Here is a 16,554-nt window from a genome sequence, read left to right as displayed (position 1 = left end):
ATTCAGTGTCAAGTCAGACTTGACAGCTTGTAAAAGCAGGAGGGAATTGTCAATGAATCTCGATCAATCGAGAATCAGGTCATGCCCGGCGTACGGCCGGATCTTGTCCCGCTTCGTGCGGGACGGGGGCCGGTGCCCGGCGCCGCTCGCGTGGCCGTGAACCACGAACCGGCGTCGACGCACCCGCCGCCGCGTCAAGGAGACACGATGAATTCACCCGCTTCCCCCGCCAGCCCGGCCGGCACCGTCACGCGCGAACGGCGCGACAAGGTGCTCGTCGTCACGATCGACCATCCGCCCGTCAACGCGCTGTCCGCCGAGGTGCGGCGCGGCCTCGCCGACGCGCTCGACGCCGCGCAGGCCGACGACGCGATCCGTGCGGTGCTGATCGTCGGCGCCGGCCGCAACTTCATCGCGGGCGCCGACATCCGCGAATTCGGCAAGCCGATCGCGCCGCCGTCGCTGCCTGATGTATGCGAGCGGATCGAATCGGGCACGAAGCCGGTCGTGGTCGCGCTGCACGGCGCGACGCTCGGCGGCGGCCTCGAAGTCGCGCTCGCCGCGCATTACCGGCTCGCGGTGCCCGGCACGAAGCTCGGGCTGCCCGAAGTCACGCTCGGCCTGCTGCCCGGCGCGGGCGGCACGCAGCGCGCGCCGCGCCTGATCGGTGCGAAGGCCGCGCTCGACCTGATGCTGACGGGTCGTCATGTGAGCGCGGACGAAGCGCTCGCGCTGGGCCTCGTCGACCGCGTCGCGCACAGCGACGACACGCTCGCCGAAGGCCTCGCGTATGCGCAGGAACTCGTGTCGCTCGGCGCGCCGGTGCGCCGCACGCGCGATGCGCGGGGGCTCGCCGATCGCGTGGCCGCGCAGGCCGCGATCGATACGGCGCGCGCGGAACTGCCGAAGAAATCGCGTGGCCTGTTCTCGCCGGCGAAGATCGTCGACGCGGTCGAGGCCGCGCTCACGCAGTCGTTCGACGCGGGGATGAAGCTCGAGCGCAGCCTGTTCCTGCAGTGCATCGACAGCCCGCAGCGCGCGGGCCTCGTGCATGCGTTCTTCGCGGAGCGCGAAGCGGCGAAGGCGCCCGAGGCGCGGCGCGCGAGCGCGCGGCCGGTCGAGCGGATCGGCGTGGTCGGCGGCGGCACGATGGGCGCGGGCATCGCGGTCGCGGCGCTCGATGCCGGGCTGCCGGTGACGATGATCGAACGCGACGAAGCATCGCTCGCACGTGGCCGAGCGCACGTCGAGAAGGTGTACGACGGCCTCGTCGCGAAAGGGCGGATGACGCCGGCCGCGCACGCGGCGCGGCTCGCGCGCTTCAAGGGCAGCACGTCGTACGACGCGCTCGCGCAGGCCGACGTCGTGATCGAGGCGGTATTCGAGGACATGGCCGTGAAGCAGGCCGTGTTCGCCGAACTCGCGCGCGTGTGCAAGCCGGGCGCGGTGCTCGCGACCAACACGTCGTATCTCGACATCGACGCGCTGGCCGCCAGCATCGACCGGCCGGCGGACGTGATCGGCCTGCATTTCTTCTCGCCGGCCAACGTGATGAAGCTGCTCGAGATCGTCGTGCCGGCGCGCGTGAGCGCGGACGTCGTTGCGACCGCGTTCGCGCTGGCGAAGCAGCTGAAGAAGACGCCGGTGCGCGCCGGCGTGTGCGACGGCTTCATCGGCAACCGGATCCTCGCGGTCTATCGCACGGCGGCCGACTACCTGATGGAAGACGGCGCGTCGCCGTACCAGATCGATCGCGCGGTGCGCGAATTCGGCTTCCCGATGGGGCCGTTCCAGGTCGTCGACCTCGCGGGCGGCGACATCGGCTGGGCGACCCGCAAGCGCCGCGCGGCGACGCGCGACCCGCGTGCGCGCTACGTGGAAATTTCCGACCGGCTGTGCGAGCGCGGCTGGTTCGGCCAGAAGACGGCACGCGGCTACTACCTGTATCCGGACGGCGCGCGTGTCGGCACGCCGGACCCGGAAGTCGAGGCGATCGTCGCGGAAGAACGCGCGAAGAAGGGCGTCACGCCGCGCACGTTCACCGACGACGAGATCCTGCGCCGCTATCTTGCCGCGATGATCAACGAAGGCGCGAACGTCGTGCACGAGAAGATCGCGCTGCGCCCGCTCGATGTCGATGCGGTGTTCCTGCACGGCTACGGCTTCCCGCGCTATCGCGGCGGCCCGATGCATTACGCGGACACGGTCGGCCTCGCGAACGTGCTCGCCGATATCCGCGCGTTCGCGAAGGAAGATCCGCTGTTCTGGAAGCCGTCGCCACTGCTCGTCGATCTCGTCGCGCGCGGCGCGGATTTCGCGAGCCTGAACCGCATCGACTGAACGCCCACCGCATTCGCCACGGACCGAAGATGGACCTCAATTTCACTCCCGAAGAGGAAGCCTTCCGCACCGAAGTGCAGCGCTTCCTGCGAGCCGAACTGCCCGCGCGCATCGCGCGCAAGGTGAAGAGCGGCCTGCATCTCACGCGCGACGACATGCGCGAATGGCACGCGATCCTCAACGCGCGCGGCTGGCTCGCGAGCCACTGGCCGCGCGAATACGGCGGCCCCGGCTGGAGCGTCGCGCAGAAGTTCCTGTTCGACAACGAATGCGCGCTCGCGGGTGCGCCGCGCATCGTGCCGTTCGGCGTGAACATGCTCGGCCCCGTGCTGATCAAGTACGGCAACGACGCGCAGCAGCGCCACTGGCTGCCGCGCATCCTCGACGGCACCGACTGGTGGTGCCAGGGCTACTCGGAGCCGGGCGCCGGTTCCGATCTTGCAGCGGTGAAGACGAGCGCGGTGCGCGGGATCGACGCGCAGGGCGAGCACTACCTCGTGAACGGCCAGAAGACGTGGACCACGCTCGGCCACTACGCGAACATGATCTTCTGCCTCGTGCGCACCGCGACCGACGTGCGCAAGCAGGAAGGCATCAGCTTCCTGCTGATCGACATGAACACGCCGGGCGTCGAGGTGCGCCCGATCGTCACGCTCGACGGCGAGCACGAAGTGAACGAGGTGTTCTTCACCGACGTGCGCGTGCCGGCGGCCAACCTCGTCGGCGAGGAGAACCGCGGCTGGACCTACGCGAAATACCTGCTCACGTACGAGCGTACCAACATCGCGGGAATCGGCTTCTCGACGGCCGCGCTCGACCGGCTGCGGGCAGTCGCCGCGAAGGTCACGAAGAACGGCCAGCCGCTCGCGAACGATCCGTTCTTCGCGGCGCGCGTCGCGCGGGTCGAGATCGAACTCGAGAACATGCGCACAACCAACCTGCGCGTGCTGGCCGCGGTCGCGGGCGGCGGCGCGCCGGGCGCGGAAAGCTCGATGCTGAAGATCCGCGGCACGCAGATCCGCCAGGAGATCACCGCGCTGATGCGGCGCGCGATGGGGCCGTACGCGCAGCCGTTCGTCGAGGAAGCACTCGATGGCGACTACGACGGCGAGCCGGTCGGCCCGGACGAAGCCGCGAGCGCCGCGCAGCAGTACTTCAACAACCGGAAGCTGTCGATCTTCGGCGGCTCGAACGAGATCCAGAAGAACATCATCGCGAAGATGATGCTCGGGCTGTAACGAGGGACGCGACGATGGATTTCCAGCACACAGAAGACCGCCGGATGCTGGCGGATACGTTGAACCGCTTCATCGCCGAACAATACGCGTTCCCGGTGCGCGATCGCATCGCGCAGTCGGCCGAGGGGTTCGATCGCACGATGTGGCGGCGCCTTGCCGACCTCGGCACGGTCGGCGCGCTGTTTGCCGAAGCCGACGGCGGGTTCGGCGGCGCGGGCTTCGACATCGCCGTGGTGTTCGAATGCCTCGGGCGCGGGCTCGTCGTCGAGCCGTTCCTCGGCGCGCTGCTCGCGGGGCGTGCGCTGTCGCTCGCCGGCGGCGCCGCGCATCGCGACCGGCTCGCGGCGCTGATCGACGGCAGCGCAAGCGCCGCGTTCGCGCATGACGAGCCGGGCTCGCACTACGAACTGACGACCGTGCGCACGCGCGCCGAACGCTCGGGCGACGGCTGGGTGCTGACGGGCGCGAAGGGTGTCGTCGACCAGGCCGCGCAAGCGGCGTTCTTCGTCGTCAGCGCGCGCGTGTCGGGGCACGACGACGATGCGGCCGGCATCGGCCTGTTCGTCGTGCCGGCCGATGCGCCGGGCGTATCGCTGCGCGACTACCGGAAGATCGACGGCGGCCGCGCGGCCGAGGTGCGCTTCGAACGCGTCGTGCTGCCGGCCGATGCCGCGCTCGGCGCGCACGACGGCGAAGCGGGCGTCGAGCTGCTCGAACGGGTGCTCGGCTACGGATTGCTCGCGCTGTCGGCGGAGGCGCTCGGCGCGATGGACGTCGCGAAGGAATACACGCTCGACTACCTGCGCACGCGCAAGCAGTTCGGCTTGCCGATCGGCAGCTTCCAGGCGCTGCAGCACCGGATGGCCGACCTGCTGCTCGAGGTCGAGCAGGCGCGCTCGGCCGTGATCAACGCGGCCGCGCAGCTCGATGCGCCGCGCGGGGTGCGCGAACGCGCGCTCGCGGCGGCGAAGGTCACGATCGGCCGGATCGGCACGCTCGTTGCCGAAGAGAGCATCCAGCTGCACGGCGGGATCGGGATGACGTGGGAGCTGCCGCTGTCGCACTACGCGAAGCGCCTCGTGATGATCGATCACCAGCTCGGCGACGAGGATCATCACCTCGCGCGCTACATCGCGCTGTCGAAACAGTAAAGACGAACGACGCGAACGGAGGAGACAAGGATGACGAACGAATCGCGCGCATTGCCGCTGGCCGGCGTGAAGGTGCTCGATTTCTCGCGTGTGCTCGCGGGCCCGTGGTGCGCGATGGTGCTCGCCGATTTCGGCGCGGAAGTGATCAAGGTCGAGCATCCGGCGCGCGGCGACGACACGCGCGACTGGGGCCTGAGGATCGGCGACACCGAGACGACCTACTTCAACAGCGTGAACCGCAGCAAGCGCTCGATCTGTCTCGACCTGCAGACTGAAGACGGGCGCCGGCTCGCGCGCGAGCTGGCCGCGCAGGCCGACGTGGTGCTCCACAACTTCAAGTTCGGCGGCGCGGAAAAGCTCGGGCTCGGCTACGACGCGCTGGCCGAGCTGAATCCGCGCGTCGTGCACTGCGCGATCTCCGGCTACGGCCGCTCGGGCGCCGAGGCCGCGCGGCCTGGCTACGACCTCGTCGTGCAGGGCGAGGCCGGGTTGATGGCGCTGAACGGCGAGGCCGGCCAGCCGCCGCTGAAGTTCGGCGTCGCGGCGGTCGACCTGTTCACCGGCATGTATTCGGCGCAGGCGATCCTCGCCGCGCTGTACGAACGACACGCAACGGGGCGCGGGCGGCGCATCGAGATGGCGCTGTTCGACTGCGGGCTGATGATCACCGCGTACTACGGGCTCGACGCGCTGCTGATGGGCGAGGACCCGCCGCGCTACGGCAACGCGCATCCGTCGGTCGTACCGTACGGCGTGTTCGACGCGGCCGACGGCCCGCTCGTGATCACGGTCGGCAACAACACGCAGTTCGCGCGTTTCTGCGAGGCGATCGAGCGGCCTGATCTCGCGGCCGACGCGCGCTACAAGACCAACCTCGGCCGCTCGGAAAACCGCGCCGAGCTGCTGCCCGAGATTTGCGGCGAACTCGCACGCCGGCCGCGCGCGGCGTTGCTCACGGCGCTTTCCGGCGCGGGCATTCCGTGCGGCGAAGTGCTCGGGCTGCACGAGGCGCTGAAGTCGGAACGCGCGGCGAGTGCGGGGCTCGTCACGCGGCAGCCGCACCCGGTCGCGGGCGGCGTCGACGTGCTGGCGCCGCCGTACCGGTTCGACGGCGCGCGGTTGCCGGTGCGCGGTGCGCCGCCGGTGCTCGGTGCCGATACGGAGGCGGTGCTCGGCGGCTGGCTCGGGATGTCGGCCGACGAGGTGGCGCGGCTGCGGGCGGATCGCATCGTGTAACGCGCTTCATGCCTTGCCGCCGTGGCGCGGGCGGAGCAGTCGACGCGCCAGCCATCCACAAGACAACCCTCGCGCAACGACGCGGCGGAAATGGAGACACCATGGAGCTTTCCGTCATCGAATCGGTCACGGCGCGCCGTGACTACCAGCAGCTCGTGCGGGCGCGGCGCCGCTTCAGCTTCACGCTGACGGCGCTGATGATCGCCACGTACTACGGCTTCATCTTGCTCGTCGCGCTCGCGCCGCACGTGCTCGCCGCGCCGCTGTACCGCGGAGCGACGATGACGGTCGGGATCGCCGCCGGCGTCGCGATCATCCTGGTCGCGATCGGCCTGACCGCGTGCTACGTGCTGCGCGCGAACCGTGCGTTCGACCGCCGCGTCGACGCGATCCTGCAGCGTTCGTGATGGAGGCCGACATGCGACGACTCTCGATGGCGCTCGGCGCGCCTGCCGTTCTCGCTTCCACCGCCGCGCACGCGGTATCCGTCGCGGGCCCGATGCCCGACAAGGTCGAACTGAACCCGGTCGCGATCGGGATGTTCTTCGCGTTCGTGTTCGCGACGCTCGCGCTCACGCGCTGGGCCGCGCGCCGCACGCGCTCGACGCGCGACTTCTACACGGCCGGCGGCGGCATCACCGGGCTGCAGAACGGGCTCGCGATCGCGGGCGACTACATGTCGGCCGCGTCGTTCCTCGGGCTGTCGGGGATGGTGTTCATGTTCGGCTTCGACGGGCTCATCTACTCGATCGGCTTCCTGGTCGGCTGGCCGTTCGTGATGTTCCTGATCGCCGAGCCGCTGCGCAACCTCGGCAAGTTCACGTTCGTCGACGTCGTCGCGTACCGCTTCGCGCAGCGGCCGATCCGGCTGCTGACGTCCGCGAATTCGCTGACCATCGTCGTGCTGTACCTCGTCGTGCAGATGGTCGGCGCGGGCAAGCTGATCCAGCTGCTGTTCGGGCTGTCGTACGGCACGGCCGAGCTGATCGTCGGCGTGCTGATGGTGGTGTACGTGTTCTTCGGCGGGATGACCGCGACCACCTGGGTGCAGGTGATCAAGGCCGTGCTGCTGCTGTGCGGCGCGACGCTGCTCGTCGTGCTCGCGCTCGGCGAATTCGGCTTCAGCGTCGACGAGATGTTCCGCCGCGCGGTGGCCGTGCATCCGGGCGCGCTGTCGATCATGGGCCCCGGCAAGCTGATCCGCGATCCGGCCAACGCGCTGTCGCTCGGCATCGCGCTGATGTTCGGCACGGCCGGCTTCCCGCACATCCTGATGCGCTTCTTCACGGTGCCGAACGCGAAGGAGGCGCGCAAGTCGGTGCTCTACGCGACCGGCTTCATCGGCTACTTCTATTTGCTGACCTTCGTGATCGGCTTCTCCGCGATCGTGCTGCTCGCGCAGCATCCGGAGTTCTTCAAGCTCGGCGCGAACGGCACGTTCAGCCTGACGCACGACCTGCTCGGCGGCTCGAACATGGTCGCGGTGAAGCTCGCGCAGGCGGTCGGCGGGAACTGGTTCTACGGCTTCATCGCGGCCGTCACGTTCGCGACGATCCTCGCGGTGGTGGCGGGCCTCACGCTCGCCGGCGCGACGACGATCTCGCACGACCTGTACGCGCAGATGTGGGCACGCGGCAAGCCCGACGAGCGCGTCGAGATGCGCATCTCGCGCGCGGCGACGATCGCGCTGTCGGCGGTCGCGATCGGGCTGTCGATCCTGTTCGAGCACGTGAACGTCGCGTTCATGGTCGGCCTCGTCGCGGCGGTGGCCGCGAGCGCTAATTTCCCGGTGCTCGCGATGTCGATCTTCTGGCGCGGGATGACGACGCGCGGCGCGGTGCTCGGCGGCGGCCTCGGCCTCGTGTCGGCGGTCACGCTCACGGTGCTGTCGAAGTCGGTGTGGGTCGACGTGCTCCACCACGCGCACGCACCGGTGTTCCTCGACAACCCGGCGCTCGTGTCGGTGCCGCTCGCGTTCATCGGGATCGTTGCGGGCTCGCTCGCGGATCGCGGCGAGCGCGCGCGGCGCGAGCGCGACGCGTTCGCGCAGCAGGAGTTCTACGCGCAGACGGGCGTGCTGGCCGGCCGCGCCGTGCAGCATTGATTCGTCAGATGAATGAGCGCATCCGTCCGGATCGCCGGACGGATATTTTCCGGAAATCCGGAATCCCGGATTTCCTTGCCTGCCGCATTATGAGAAATACAATGAATACAAAGGTTTGACGGGTTTCAGGAACCTGGCATCGACCTTGCAATATAAAGCGCACGGCCCTCCCCCGGCCGAACTACTACAGCAAGCAAGGAGACAATCGATGACCACTGCCTTCCTCCCCCTCCGGACGTCCTGAGGCATCGCTTGTTGCGGCACGGCAGCCGCGCGGGCGAGTGAATCTCCCCTGTGACATTCGTCCGCGCGCGTGACGCCGTTTCCATCGGCTCATCTACTTCTGCAGGAACCATCGTGAAGAAGAAACCCTTCTACAAAGTGCTCTATGTGCAGGTGATCTTCGCCATCATCGTCGGCGTGATCCTCGGCCATTTCTACCCGTCGATCGCCACCGACATGAAGCCGCTCGGCGACGGCTTCATCAAGCTGATCAAGATGGTGATCGGCCCGATCATCTTCTGTACGGTCGTCACCGGCATCGCCGGCATGGAGGACATGAAGAAGGTCGGCCGCGTCGGCGGCAAGGCGCTGCTGTACTTCGAGATCGTGTCGACCTTCGCGCTGGTGCTCGGCCTGGCGGCCACGCACATCCTGCGTCCGGGCGTCGGCTTCAACATCGATCCGGCGACGCTCGACGGCAAGGCCGTCGCGTCGTACGCGGCGAAGGCGCACGGGCAGTCGACGGTCGACTTCCTGATGCACATCATCCCGAACACGATGGTCGATGCGTTCGCGCAGGGCGAGATCCTGCAGATCCTGCTGATCGCACTGCTGTTCGGCAGCGTGCTCGCGCACCTCGGCGAGCGCGGCAAGGTCGTCACCGACTTCATCGACGGCCTCACGCGCGTGCTGTTCGGCATCGTGCACATCGTCACGAAGCTGGCGCCGATCGGCGCGTTCGGCGCGATGGCGTTCACGATCGGCAAGTACGGCGTCGGCTCGCTGGTGCCACTGCTCAAGCTGATCGGCACCTTCTACCTGACGTCGGTGGTGTTCGTGCTCGTCGTGCTCGGCACGATCGCGCGCTTCACCGGCTTCTCGATCATCCGCTTCGTGTCCTACATCAAGGAAGAGCTGCTGATCGTGCTCGGCACGAGCTCGTCGGAAGCCGCGCTGCCGCAGCTGATGGAAAAGCTCGAGAAGGCCGGCTGCTCGCGTTCGGTCGTCGGCCTCGTCGTGCCGACCGGCTATTCGTTCAACCTCGACGGCACCAACATCTACATGACGATGGCCGTGCTGTTCATCGCGCAGGCGACCAACATCGAACTGACGTGGATGCAGCAGCTCACGCTGCTCGCCGTCGCGATGCTGACGTCGAAGGGCGCGAGCGGCGTCACGGGCGCGGGCTTCATCACGCTCGCCGCGACGCTGGCCGTCGTGCCGACGATCCCGCTGTCGGGCATGGTGCTGATCCTCGGCATCGACCGCTTCATGAGCGAATGCCGTGCGCTGACCAACATCGTCGGCAACGGCGTCGCGACGGTCGTCGTGTCGGCCTGGGAGAAGGAGCTCGACCGCAACAAGCTGCGCCAGGCGCTGAAGGGCGGCGGCGAAGTGACGCCGACCGAGACGGCCGGCGTCTGACGCGATGAAGGAGCAGGCGGCGGCACCGCCCGCCGGCGGTGCGAGCCGCGGCGGTCGAGGCGGAAGGGCGGAGGCCTATGACACAATAGGCGATCCGCATCGCCAGGAAGCCTCGACCGTGACGCGTCGTCTGCTCATTCTCGTCGTGCTTGCCGCCGCGCTCGCCGCGGCGTGCACGCTGACGTGGACGATCACCTGGCGGCGCGGCGTCGCCGAGCTGCAGCGCAACGCCGCCGTGCGCGTCGATCGCACCACCAACGCGCTCAAGAGCACGCTCGACCGCTACGAGTCGCTGCCCTATCTGCTCGGCAGCCATCCGTACGTGCAGGACCTGCTCGCCGAGCCGACGCGCGCCGACTACACCGGGCGCGTCAATCGCTATCTCGAAGACCTCAACGAACACGCGCACGCGACCGTCACCTATGTGATCGGCGCGGACGGCCTGTGTGTCGCCGCCAGCAACTGGCGCGCGCCCGACAGCTTCGTCGGGATCGAATACCGCTTCCGCCCGTATTTCCTCGATGCGATGAACGGCCAGGTCGGCCGCTTCTTCGGGATCGGCACGATCTCGCGCGATCCCGGCTACTACATCTCGCAGCCCGTGTGGCGCGACGGCAAGATCGCGGGCGTGGTCGTCGTGAAGCTCAACCTCGAATGGTTCCAGGGCGCCGATGCATCCGAGCCGCTCGTCGTCGTGGACGATCACGGCGTCGTGTTCCTGTCGTCGGTGCCCGCGTGGAAGTACCACACGCTGCGGCCGCTGACGGGCTCCGTCGCCGCGTCGATCTACGAGACGCGCCAGTACGCGCAGCAGCCCGTCACGCCGCTGCCGTTGCGCATCGAGCAGGTGCTCGGCCCCGATGCGGAGATCGTGCGCCTTGGCCCGGGCCTGCGCGCGCCGCGGTTTCTCGCGAGCAAGCGCCGGATCGGCGAGCCCGACTGGCTGCTCGTCACGCTCGCGCCGATCGCGCCCGTCGACGCCGATGCGCGCAACGCGACGATCGTCACGGGTTTCGGCTTCGTGTCGGTCGCGCTGCTCGCGTTCTACTGGCGGATGCGCCGCGCGCGCGTGCGTGAAATGATCCGCGGCCGTGCGCTGCTGCAGCAGGCGTATGCGGAGCTGAACCGGCGCGTCGAGGAGCGCACGGCCGACCTGTCGGAAGCGAACGAGCAGTTGCAGAAGGAGGTCGGCGACCGCATCCGCGCGGAGCAGGAGCTGCGCGCCGCGCACGACGAACTGATCCAGGCGAGCAAGCTCGCCGCGCTCGGCCAGATGGCGGCCGGCATCACGCACGAACTGAACCAGCCGCTCGCGGCGCTGCGCAGTTTCTCGGACAACACGCGCGTGCTGCTCGATCGCGGCGAGCAGGCGGCCGCGCGGGAAAACCTCGAGGCGATCGCCGCGCTTACCGAGCGGATGGGCAAGATCACGAACCAGCTGAAGCTGTTCGTCGGCCGCGCGAAGCCGCGCAACGAGCAGGCGCTCGTCGTGCGCGCGCTGCGCAGCGTGCTGTCGCTGCTTGGCGAGCGTCTGCGCGGCGTCGCGCTCACGCTGACGCTGCAGGACGCGACCGTGTCGCCCGCGCAGGATGCGCCGCTCGACCTGGCGCGCGACTATCCCGAACTCGTCGCCCGTTGCGAGGATCTGCGCCTCGAACAGGTGCTGATCAACCTGCTCGGCAACGCGCTCGACGCGGTGGCCGGCGTCGCGTCGCCGGCGATCGAGGTGACGATCGCGGTGTCGGCGGCCACGCTCGCCGTCGAGGTGCGCGACAACGGAAGCGGCATTGCGCCCGACCTGCTGCCGCGCCTGTTCGAGCCGTTCTTCACGACCAAGGAAATGGGGCGCGGGCTCGGCCTCGGCCTCGCGATCTCGTCGTCGATCGCGAGCGATGCGGGCGGTGCGCTCACAGCGCGCAACGCGCCCTCGGGCGGTGCGCTGTTCGTCTTGACGCTGCGGCGCGCCCGCACGCATCATCCGGACTCCGTGTCCGAGCCGGCGGGCTCGCGCTAGGCGCGCCACGCCGCCCGCCCGATCGGCGCACGATCGGTATCAACGACGCCGCGCGCGCTGCCGCCGCGCGGCCCGTCAGGAGCAAGTGAGTACGATGGCCAACCGGCTGCAAGTGATCTATATCGAAGACGATGCGCTCGTTCGCCGGGCCAGCGTGCAGAGCCTTCAGCTGGCGGGGTTCGACGTCGCCGGCTTCGAGTCGGCCGAAGCGGCCGAGAAGGCGATCGTCGCGGATAACGCCGGCGCGATCGTCAGCGACATCCGGCTGCCCGGCGCGAGTGGGCTCGACGTGCTCGCGCAGTGCCGCGAGCGCGTGCCCGACGTGCCCGTGATCCTCGTCACGGGGCACGGCGACATCTCGATGGCCGTGCAGGCGATGCGCGACGGCGCATACGATTTCATCGAAAAACCGTTCGCGGCCGAGCGCCTGATCGAGACGGTGCGCCGCGCGCTCGAGCGCCGCGAGCTCGTGCTCGAGAACCACGCGCTGCGGCGCGAGCTGGCCGGGCAGAACGTCGTCGCGCCGCGCATCATCGGCCGCAGCCCGGCAATCGAGCAGGTGCGCAAGCTGATCGCGAACGTCGCGCCCACCGACGCGTCGGTGCTGATCAACGGCGACACCGGCGCCGGCAAGGAGCTGATCGCGCGCAGCCTGCACGAGCTGTCGCCGCGCCGCGACAAGCCGTTCATCGCGGTGAATTGCGGCGCGCTGCCCGAGCCGATGTTCGAGTCGGAGATGTTCGGCTACGAGCCCGGCGCGTTCACCGGCGCCGCGAAGCGCCGCGTCGGCAAGCTCGAATATGCGTCCGGCGGCACGCTGTTCCTCGACGAAATCGAAAGCATGCCGCTCGCGCTGCAGGTGAAGCTGCTGCGCGTGCTGCAGGACGGCGTGCTGGAGCGGCTCGGCTCGAACCAGCCGATCCGCGTGAACTGCCGCGTGGTGGCAGCCGCGAAGGGCGACATGAGTGAGCTCGTCGCGGCCGGCACGTTCCGGCGCGACCTGCTGTATCGCCTCAACGTCGTGACGATCGCGCTGCCGCCGCTGGCCGAGCGCCGCGAGGACATCGTGCCGCTGTTCGAGCACTTCATGCTCGATGCGGCCGTGCGCTACGCGCGGCCCGCGCCGGTGCTGACCGACCGGCAGCGCGCGAGCCTGATGCAGCGCGACTGGCCCGGCAACGTGCGCGAGCTGCGCAACGCGGCCGACCGCTTCGTGCTCGGCGTGGCCGACATGCCGCAGGAGACGGGCGCGAGCGGCGACGGCGCCGACAGCGAGCAGACGCTGAAGGAGCGCATCGAGCAATTCGAGCGCGCGGTGATCGCCGAGGCGCTGAACCAGACGGGCGGCGCGGTCGCCGCGACGGCCGACCGGCTGCATGTCGGCAAGGCGACGCTGTACGAGAAGATGAAGCGCTACGGGCTGTCGGCGAAAGGCGAAACCGAGCGCTGAAAAGCAAACGGACCGCGGAACCGGGTTGCCCGGTCGTGCGGTCCGTGGTGCGGGGAAGGGCGCGGTGCGCGGCCCTTCCAGCCGGATCGGGCGGCGCTCAGGCCGCGTTGCCGTCGAGTGCCTTCTTGAGCAGTGCGTCGAGTTCCGCGAACTGCGGCGCGCCGACGTAGCGCTTCAGGATCTTGCCGTCCTTGTCGACGACGAAGGTCGTCGGCGTGAGCTGCACGTTGCCGAACTGCTTCGCGACGCTGCCGTCGTCGAGCGCGACCTTGAACGGCAACTGGCGCGTCTGCGCGTAGTTCGCGACGTACATCGGCGGATCGTAGTTCATCGCGACCGCGACGAATTCCAGCCCCTGACCCTTGAAGCGATTGTAGGTATCGACCATCTGCGGCATTTCCTGCATGCAGGTTGCGCAACTCGTCGCCCAGAAGTTCACGAGATAGACCTTGCCTTTCAGGTCGCCTGCCGTCGAGACCTTCTGGCCCGACAGCAGCGTGAACGTGGCGTCCGGCACGCTGGACTTGCCGTTGAACGCGAAGAAGCCGGCGACGGCGATCGCCGCGACGACGGCGGCGGCGACGATGTAGCGGACGGGGCCGGCGCTGCGCCGGACGGGAGGCGTGGTGTTCATCTGGTGCTCTCGGAGTCGGTCGATGACGCGGATCAATGCAAAGGACATCGAAATTCGACGCTCATTTTAGCGCGAATGCGGCTTGCGCACCGGCGGCGGCCACGCATCCCGGAATTCACGTTCGGCGGATAATGCCGGCTTTGCCTGCCCGATCCACTCCATGCCGAAGGAAGTCACCGTTTCGTTGCGCCCCCTTTTTCGTCCGCTGCGACACTTCGCCGCGCTCGCGTGCATGAGCGCGGCGCTGGCCGCGTGCTCGCCGTCGTACGACTGGCGCACGCTGCACAACGACGCCGGCTACACGATCGACCTGCCGGCGAAGCCGACCGTCGAGGAGCAACCGGTGGCGATCGGCGGCGCGTCGATGCCGATGCGGATGCAGGCCGCGCACGTCGATGGCGCGGTGTTCGCGGTCGGCACGCTGACGCTGCCGGACGACCGCGACGACACGCGCCGCGCGGCGCTCGAGTTCCTGCGTGCCGGGTTGTCGCGCAACCTCGAAGGCGCGCCGCGGACGGCTTCGGTGCCCGTGCCGCTCGCGGCCGGCGGCGCGGTGAACGGGCTCGAACTGCGCGTCGCGGGCGCGGCCGCCGGCGGCGATCGCGCGCACAAGACGATCGTGGCGCGACTCGTCGCGCGCGGCCGGCACGCGTACCAGGCCGTCGTGATCGCCGACGGCCCGCTCACGCAGGAGCAGCTCGACCAGTTTTTCGGGTCGTTCAAACTCGACTGACGGCGGCCGGAGAGGGCGCTCAGATACGCGGCGACAACTGAAAGTTCATTCGCAGCTTTCGACGCTAGTCGCCGGATTTTGCGAGGTTTTTTCGGCTATCCACAACGCATGTGGATAACTTTGTTGAAAAGTTGCCCGGATTTCCCGCCAAGCCGCGCGGGACGGCCTTCCGGCCCGTTTGGTCGCTCGCTCGCGTTTTGATAAAAGTCAATCAAAACAACGAGATACGGATTCCGTGCTGCAAAGGTCTCGCCGAGCCCCGATCCGGGGCCGGATTCGCGGAATTGTGCATAAGTCAAGTCTTGACAGCCGGATTTTGTCCTCCGAGGGCGTTCAGAGCGCCGTCAGTGCGCGCCGGTAGCGGATCGCTTCGGCGATCTGCGCGGCCGTCGGCAGCGGGTCGCCGGCCAGATCGGCGATCGTCCGCGCGACCTTCAGCACGCGGAAATACGCGCGCGCCGACCAGCCGAAGCGCTCGCCGGCCTCGCGCAGCAGCCGTTCGCCTTCGTCGGTCGGCCGGCACAGGTCGTCGGTCTCGCGGCCGCTCAGCATGTGGTTCGTCTTGCCCTGCCGATCGAGTTGCAGCGCACGCGCCTGCGCAACCCGCGCGGCGACCGCCGCGCTCGGCTCGCCCGGCGCCGACGCGCGCGTCGCCAGTTCGGCCGGCGACAGCGCGGGCAGGTCGATCTGGATGTCGATGCGGTCGACGAGCGGCCCCGACAGCTTGCGCAGGTAGCGCGCGGCGACGTCCGGCGAGCAGCGGCAGCGCCCCGACGGATCGCCGTGCCAGCCGCACGGGCAGGGATTCATCGCGGCGATCAGCTGGCACGCGGCCGGGAAGTCGGCTTGCTGGGCCGCGCGTGAAATCGTGATGCGGCCGGCCTCCAGCGGCTCGCGCAGCATCTCGAGCACGTGCCGGTCGAATTCCGGGAGTTCGTCGAGGAACAGCACCCCGAGGTGCGCGAGCGTGATCTCGCCCGGTTGCGGCGGGTTGCGGCCGCCGACCAGCGCGGCGGCACTCGACGAGTGATGCGGTGCGCGGAACGGCCGCCGGCGCCACTGCGCGGGCGAGAAGCCGAGGCGGCTCGCGGAGAGGAGTGCCGCCGACGTCAGCGCCTCGTCGTCGGTCAGCGGCGGCAGGAGGCCCGGCAGCCGGGCGGCCAGCATCGACTTGCCAGCCCCCGGCGGCCCGACCATCAGCATGTGATGGCCGCCCGCGGCCGCGACTTCCAGCGCGCGGCGGGCGCCGCGCTGACCGACCACGTCGGCGAGATCGGGGGCGGCCGGCGTCGGCAGGCCGTCGAGGCACGGCGCCGCGACCGGCGCGAGCCGCCCGTCGGGCGCGCCGGTGAGATGCGCGCACAGCGCGGGCAGGTCCGGCGCGCCGAACACGGTGACGCCCGGCACGAGCGCGGCCTCGGCGGCGCTGGCGAGCGGCAGGTACAGCTCGGGGGCGTTCGACGCGGCGGTGGAGCGCGGCGCCGGGCCGGCCCCTTGGCCACCGTCGCCTGAACCGGACAGCGTGCCGGAACCCAGGCCGGAAGCCGCGGCACTTTCCGCTGACTGCGCATCCCGCGCCACGCCGCACGCCATCGCGAACGCGCCGCGCATCGGCCGCAGCGCGCCGGTCAGCGACAGTTCACCCGCGAATTCGCGGCCGGCCAGCGCGTCGGCCGGAATCTGGCCGTTCGCGGCGAGGATGCCGAGCGCGATCGGCAGGTCGAACCGTCCCGACTCCTTCGGCAGGTCGGCCGGCGCGAGGTTGACGGTGATGCGGCGCACGGGGAATTCGAAGCCGCAGTTCTGCAGCGCGGCGCGCACCCGCTCGCGGCTTTCGCGGACTTCGAGATCGGGCAGGCCGACGATCGAGAACGACGGCAACCCGTTGGCGAGATGGACTTCGACGGTGACGTCCGGCGCACGGCCGGAGGCGGGCGCGCGACTGCGCACCACGGCGAGCGACATGGCGAGGCTCCTGTAAACAAGGCGGACGGACGACGGCCGTTC

12 protein-coding genes are annotated in these 16,554 nt (G+C 69.4%); 10 read left to right on the top strand and 2 right to left on the bottom strand.

The features are described from left to right. The first annotated feature begins 207 nt into the window (after positions 1-207). The 9 genes from LGM89_RS13500 (at position 208) to LGM89_RS13460 (ending at position 13,180) form a co-directional block, all read left to right on the top strand. Positions 208-2,340 carry a 3-hydroxyacyl-CoA dehydrogenase NAD-binding domain-containing protein gene (locus LGM89_RS13500; protein WP_226206755.1) on the top strand — a complete coding sequence of 711 codons (2,133 nt, stop codon included), beginning with the start codon at positions 208-210 and terminating at the stop codon, positions 2,338-2,340. A gap of 29 nt (positions 2,341-2,369) precedes the next feature. Then, positions 2,370-3,578 (top strand): acyl-CoA dehydrogenase family protein, encoded by a 1,209-nt coding sequence (locus LGM89_RS13495; protein WP_226273194.1) that lies wholly within the window; start codon positions 2,370-2,372, stop codon positions 3,576-3,578. A gap of 14 nt (positions 3,579-3,592) precedes the next feature. Then, positions 3,593-4,729 (top strand): acyl-CoA dehydrogenase family protein, encoded by a 1,137-nt coding sequence (locus LGM89_RS13490; RefSeq protein WP_226273193.1) that lies wholly within the window; start codon positions 3,593-3,595, stop codon positions 4,727-4,729. A gap of 30 nt (positions 4,730-4,759) precedes the next feature. After that, positions 4,760-5,965, top strand: a complete 1,206-nt coding sequence (locus tag LGM89_RS13485; RefSeq protein WP_226273192.1) for a CaiB/BaiF CoA transferase family protein — start codon at positions 4,760-4,762, stop codon at positions 5,963-5,965. A gap of 101 nt (positions 5,966-6,066) precedes the next feature. Then, positions 6,067-6,372 carry a DUF485 domain-containing protein gene (locus LGM89_RS13480; protein WP_071335156.1) on the top strand — a complete coding sequence of 102 codons (306 nt, stop codon included), beginning with the start codon at positions 6,067-6,069 and terminating at the stop codon, positions 6,370-6,372. Between the two features lie 11 nt (positions 6,373-6,383). Continuing rightward, positions 6,384-8,069, top strand: a complete 1,686-nt coding sequence (locus LGM89_RS13475) for a cation acetate symporter (RefSeq protein ID WP_226273191.1) — start codon at positions 6,384-6,386, stop codon at positions 8,067-8,069. Between the two features lie 357 nt (positions 8,070-8,426). Next, entirely contained in the window at positions 8,427-9,716 is a 1,290-nt protein-coding gene (locus LGM89_RS13470; protein WP_039346259.1) for a dicarboxylate/amino acid:cation symporter, read from the top strand. A 4-nt stretch (positions 9,717-9,720) separates the two neighbouring features. After that, positions 9,721-11,730 (top strand): sensor histidine kinase, encoded by a 2,010-nt coding sequence (locus LGM89_RS13465; protein WP_226273190.1) that lies wholly within the window; start codon positions 9,721-9,723, stop codon positions 11,728-11,730. A gap of 94 nt (positions 11,731-11,824) precedes the next feature. Then, positions 11,825-13,180 (top strand): sigma-54-dependent transcriptional regulator, encoded by a 1,356-nt coding sequence (locus LGM89_RS13460; RefSeq protein WP_226273189.1) that lies wholly within the window; start codon positions 11,825-11,827, stop codon positions 13,178-13,180. Between the two features lie 97 nt (positions 13,181-13,277). Here the strand turns inward: LGM89_RS13460 and LGM89_RS13455 are convergent, their stop codons facing one another. Next, entirely contained in the window at positions 13,278-13,814 is a 537-nt protein-coding gene (locus tag LGM89_RS13455) for a peroxiredoxin family protein (protein ID WP_089426404.1), read from the bottom strand. Between the two features lie 160 nt (positions 13,815-13,974). Between LGM89_RS13455 and LGM89_RS13450 the strand changes: the two genes are divergently transcribed. After that, a complete protein-coding gene (locus LGM89_RS13450) occupies positions 13,975-14,547 on the top strand; it encodes a hypothetical protein (protein ID WP_089495694.1) in 573 nt (190 codons plus the stop codon). 333 nt (positions 14,548-14,880) lie between these two features. Here LGM89_RS13450 and LGM89_RS13445 read toward each other — a convergent pair whose 3' ends face one another. Next, entirely contained in the window at positions 14,881-16,512 is a 1,632-nt protein-coding gene (locus LGM89_RS13445) for a YifB family Mg chelatase-like AAA ATPase (protein WP_226273188.1), read from the bottom strand. Positions 16,513-16,554: the final 42 nt, after the last annotated feature.

This window comes from Burkholderia sp. AU31624 (genome assembly GCF_020420065.1).
Lineage (GTDB): Bacteria > Pseudomonadota > Gammaproteobacteria > Burkholderiales > Burkholderiaceae > Burkholderia.
Note: the sequence above shows the minus strand (reverse complement) of the source record. Positions and strands in the feature narration are given on the sequence as shown.

Excerpts from the sequence above, each read along its gene's own strand:
- LGM89_RS13500 (WP_226206755.1), top strand. The coding sequence starts at position 208 with ATGAATTCACCCGCTTCCCCCGCCAGCCCGGCCGGCACCGTCACGCGC.
- LGM89_RS13495 (WP_226273194.1), top strand. The coding sequence starts at position 2,370 with ATGGACCTCAATTTCACTCCCGAAGAGGAAGCCTTCCGCACCGAAGTG.
- LGM89_RS13490 (WP_226273193.1), top strand. The coding sequence starts at position 3,593 with ATGGATTTCCAGCACACAGAAGACCGCCGGATGCTGGCGGATACGTTG.
- LGM89_RS13485 (WP_226273192.1), top strand. The coding sequence starts at position 4,760 with ATGACGAACGAATCGCGCGCATTGCCGCTGGCCGGCGTGAAGGTGCTC.
- LGM89_RS13480 (WP_071335156.1), top strand. The coding sequence starts at position 6,067 with ATGGAGCTTTCCGTCATCGAATCGGTCACGGCGCGCCGTGACTACCAG.
- LGM89_RS13475 (WP_226273191.1), top strand. The coding sequence starts at position 6,384 with ATGCGACGACTCTCGATGGCGCTCGGCGCGCCTGCCGTTCTCGCTTCC.
- LGM89_RS13465 (WP_226273190.1), top strand. The coding sequence starts at position 9,721 with ATGAAGGAGCAGGCGGCGGCACCGCCCGCCGGCGGTGCGAGCCGCGGC.
- LGM89_RS13460 (WP_226273189.1), top strand. The coding sequence starts at position 11,825 with ATGGCCAACCGGCTGCAAGTGATCTATATCGAAGACGATGCGCTCGTT.
- LGM89_RS13455 (WP_089426404.1), bottom strand. The coding sequence starts at position 13,814 with ATGAACACCACGCCTCCCGTCCGGCGCAGCGCCGGCCCCGTCCGCTAC.
- LGM89_RS13450 (WP_089495694.1), top strand. The coding sequence starts at position 13,975 with ATGCCGAAGGAAGTCACCGTTTCGTTGCGCCCCCTTTTTCGTCCGCTG.
- LGM89_RS13445 (WP_226273188.1), bottom strand. The coding sequence starts at position 16,512 with ATGTCGCTCGCCGTGGTGCGCAGTCGCGCGCCCGCCTCCGGCCGTGCG.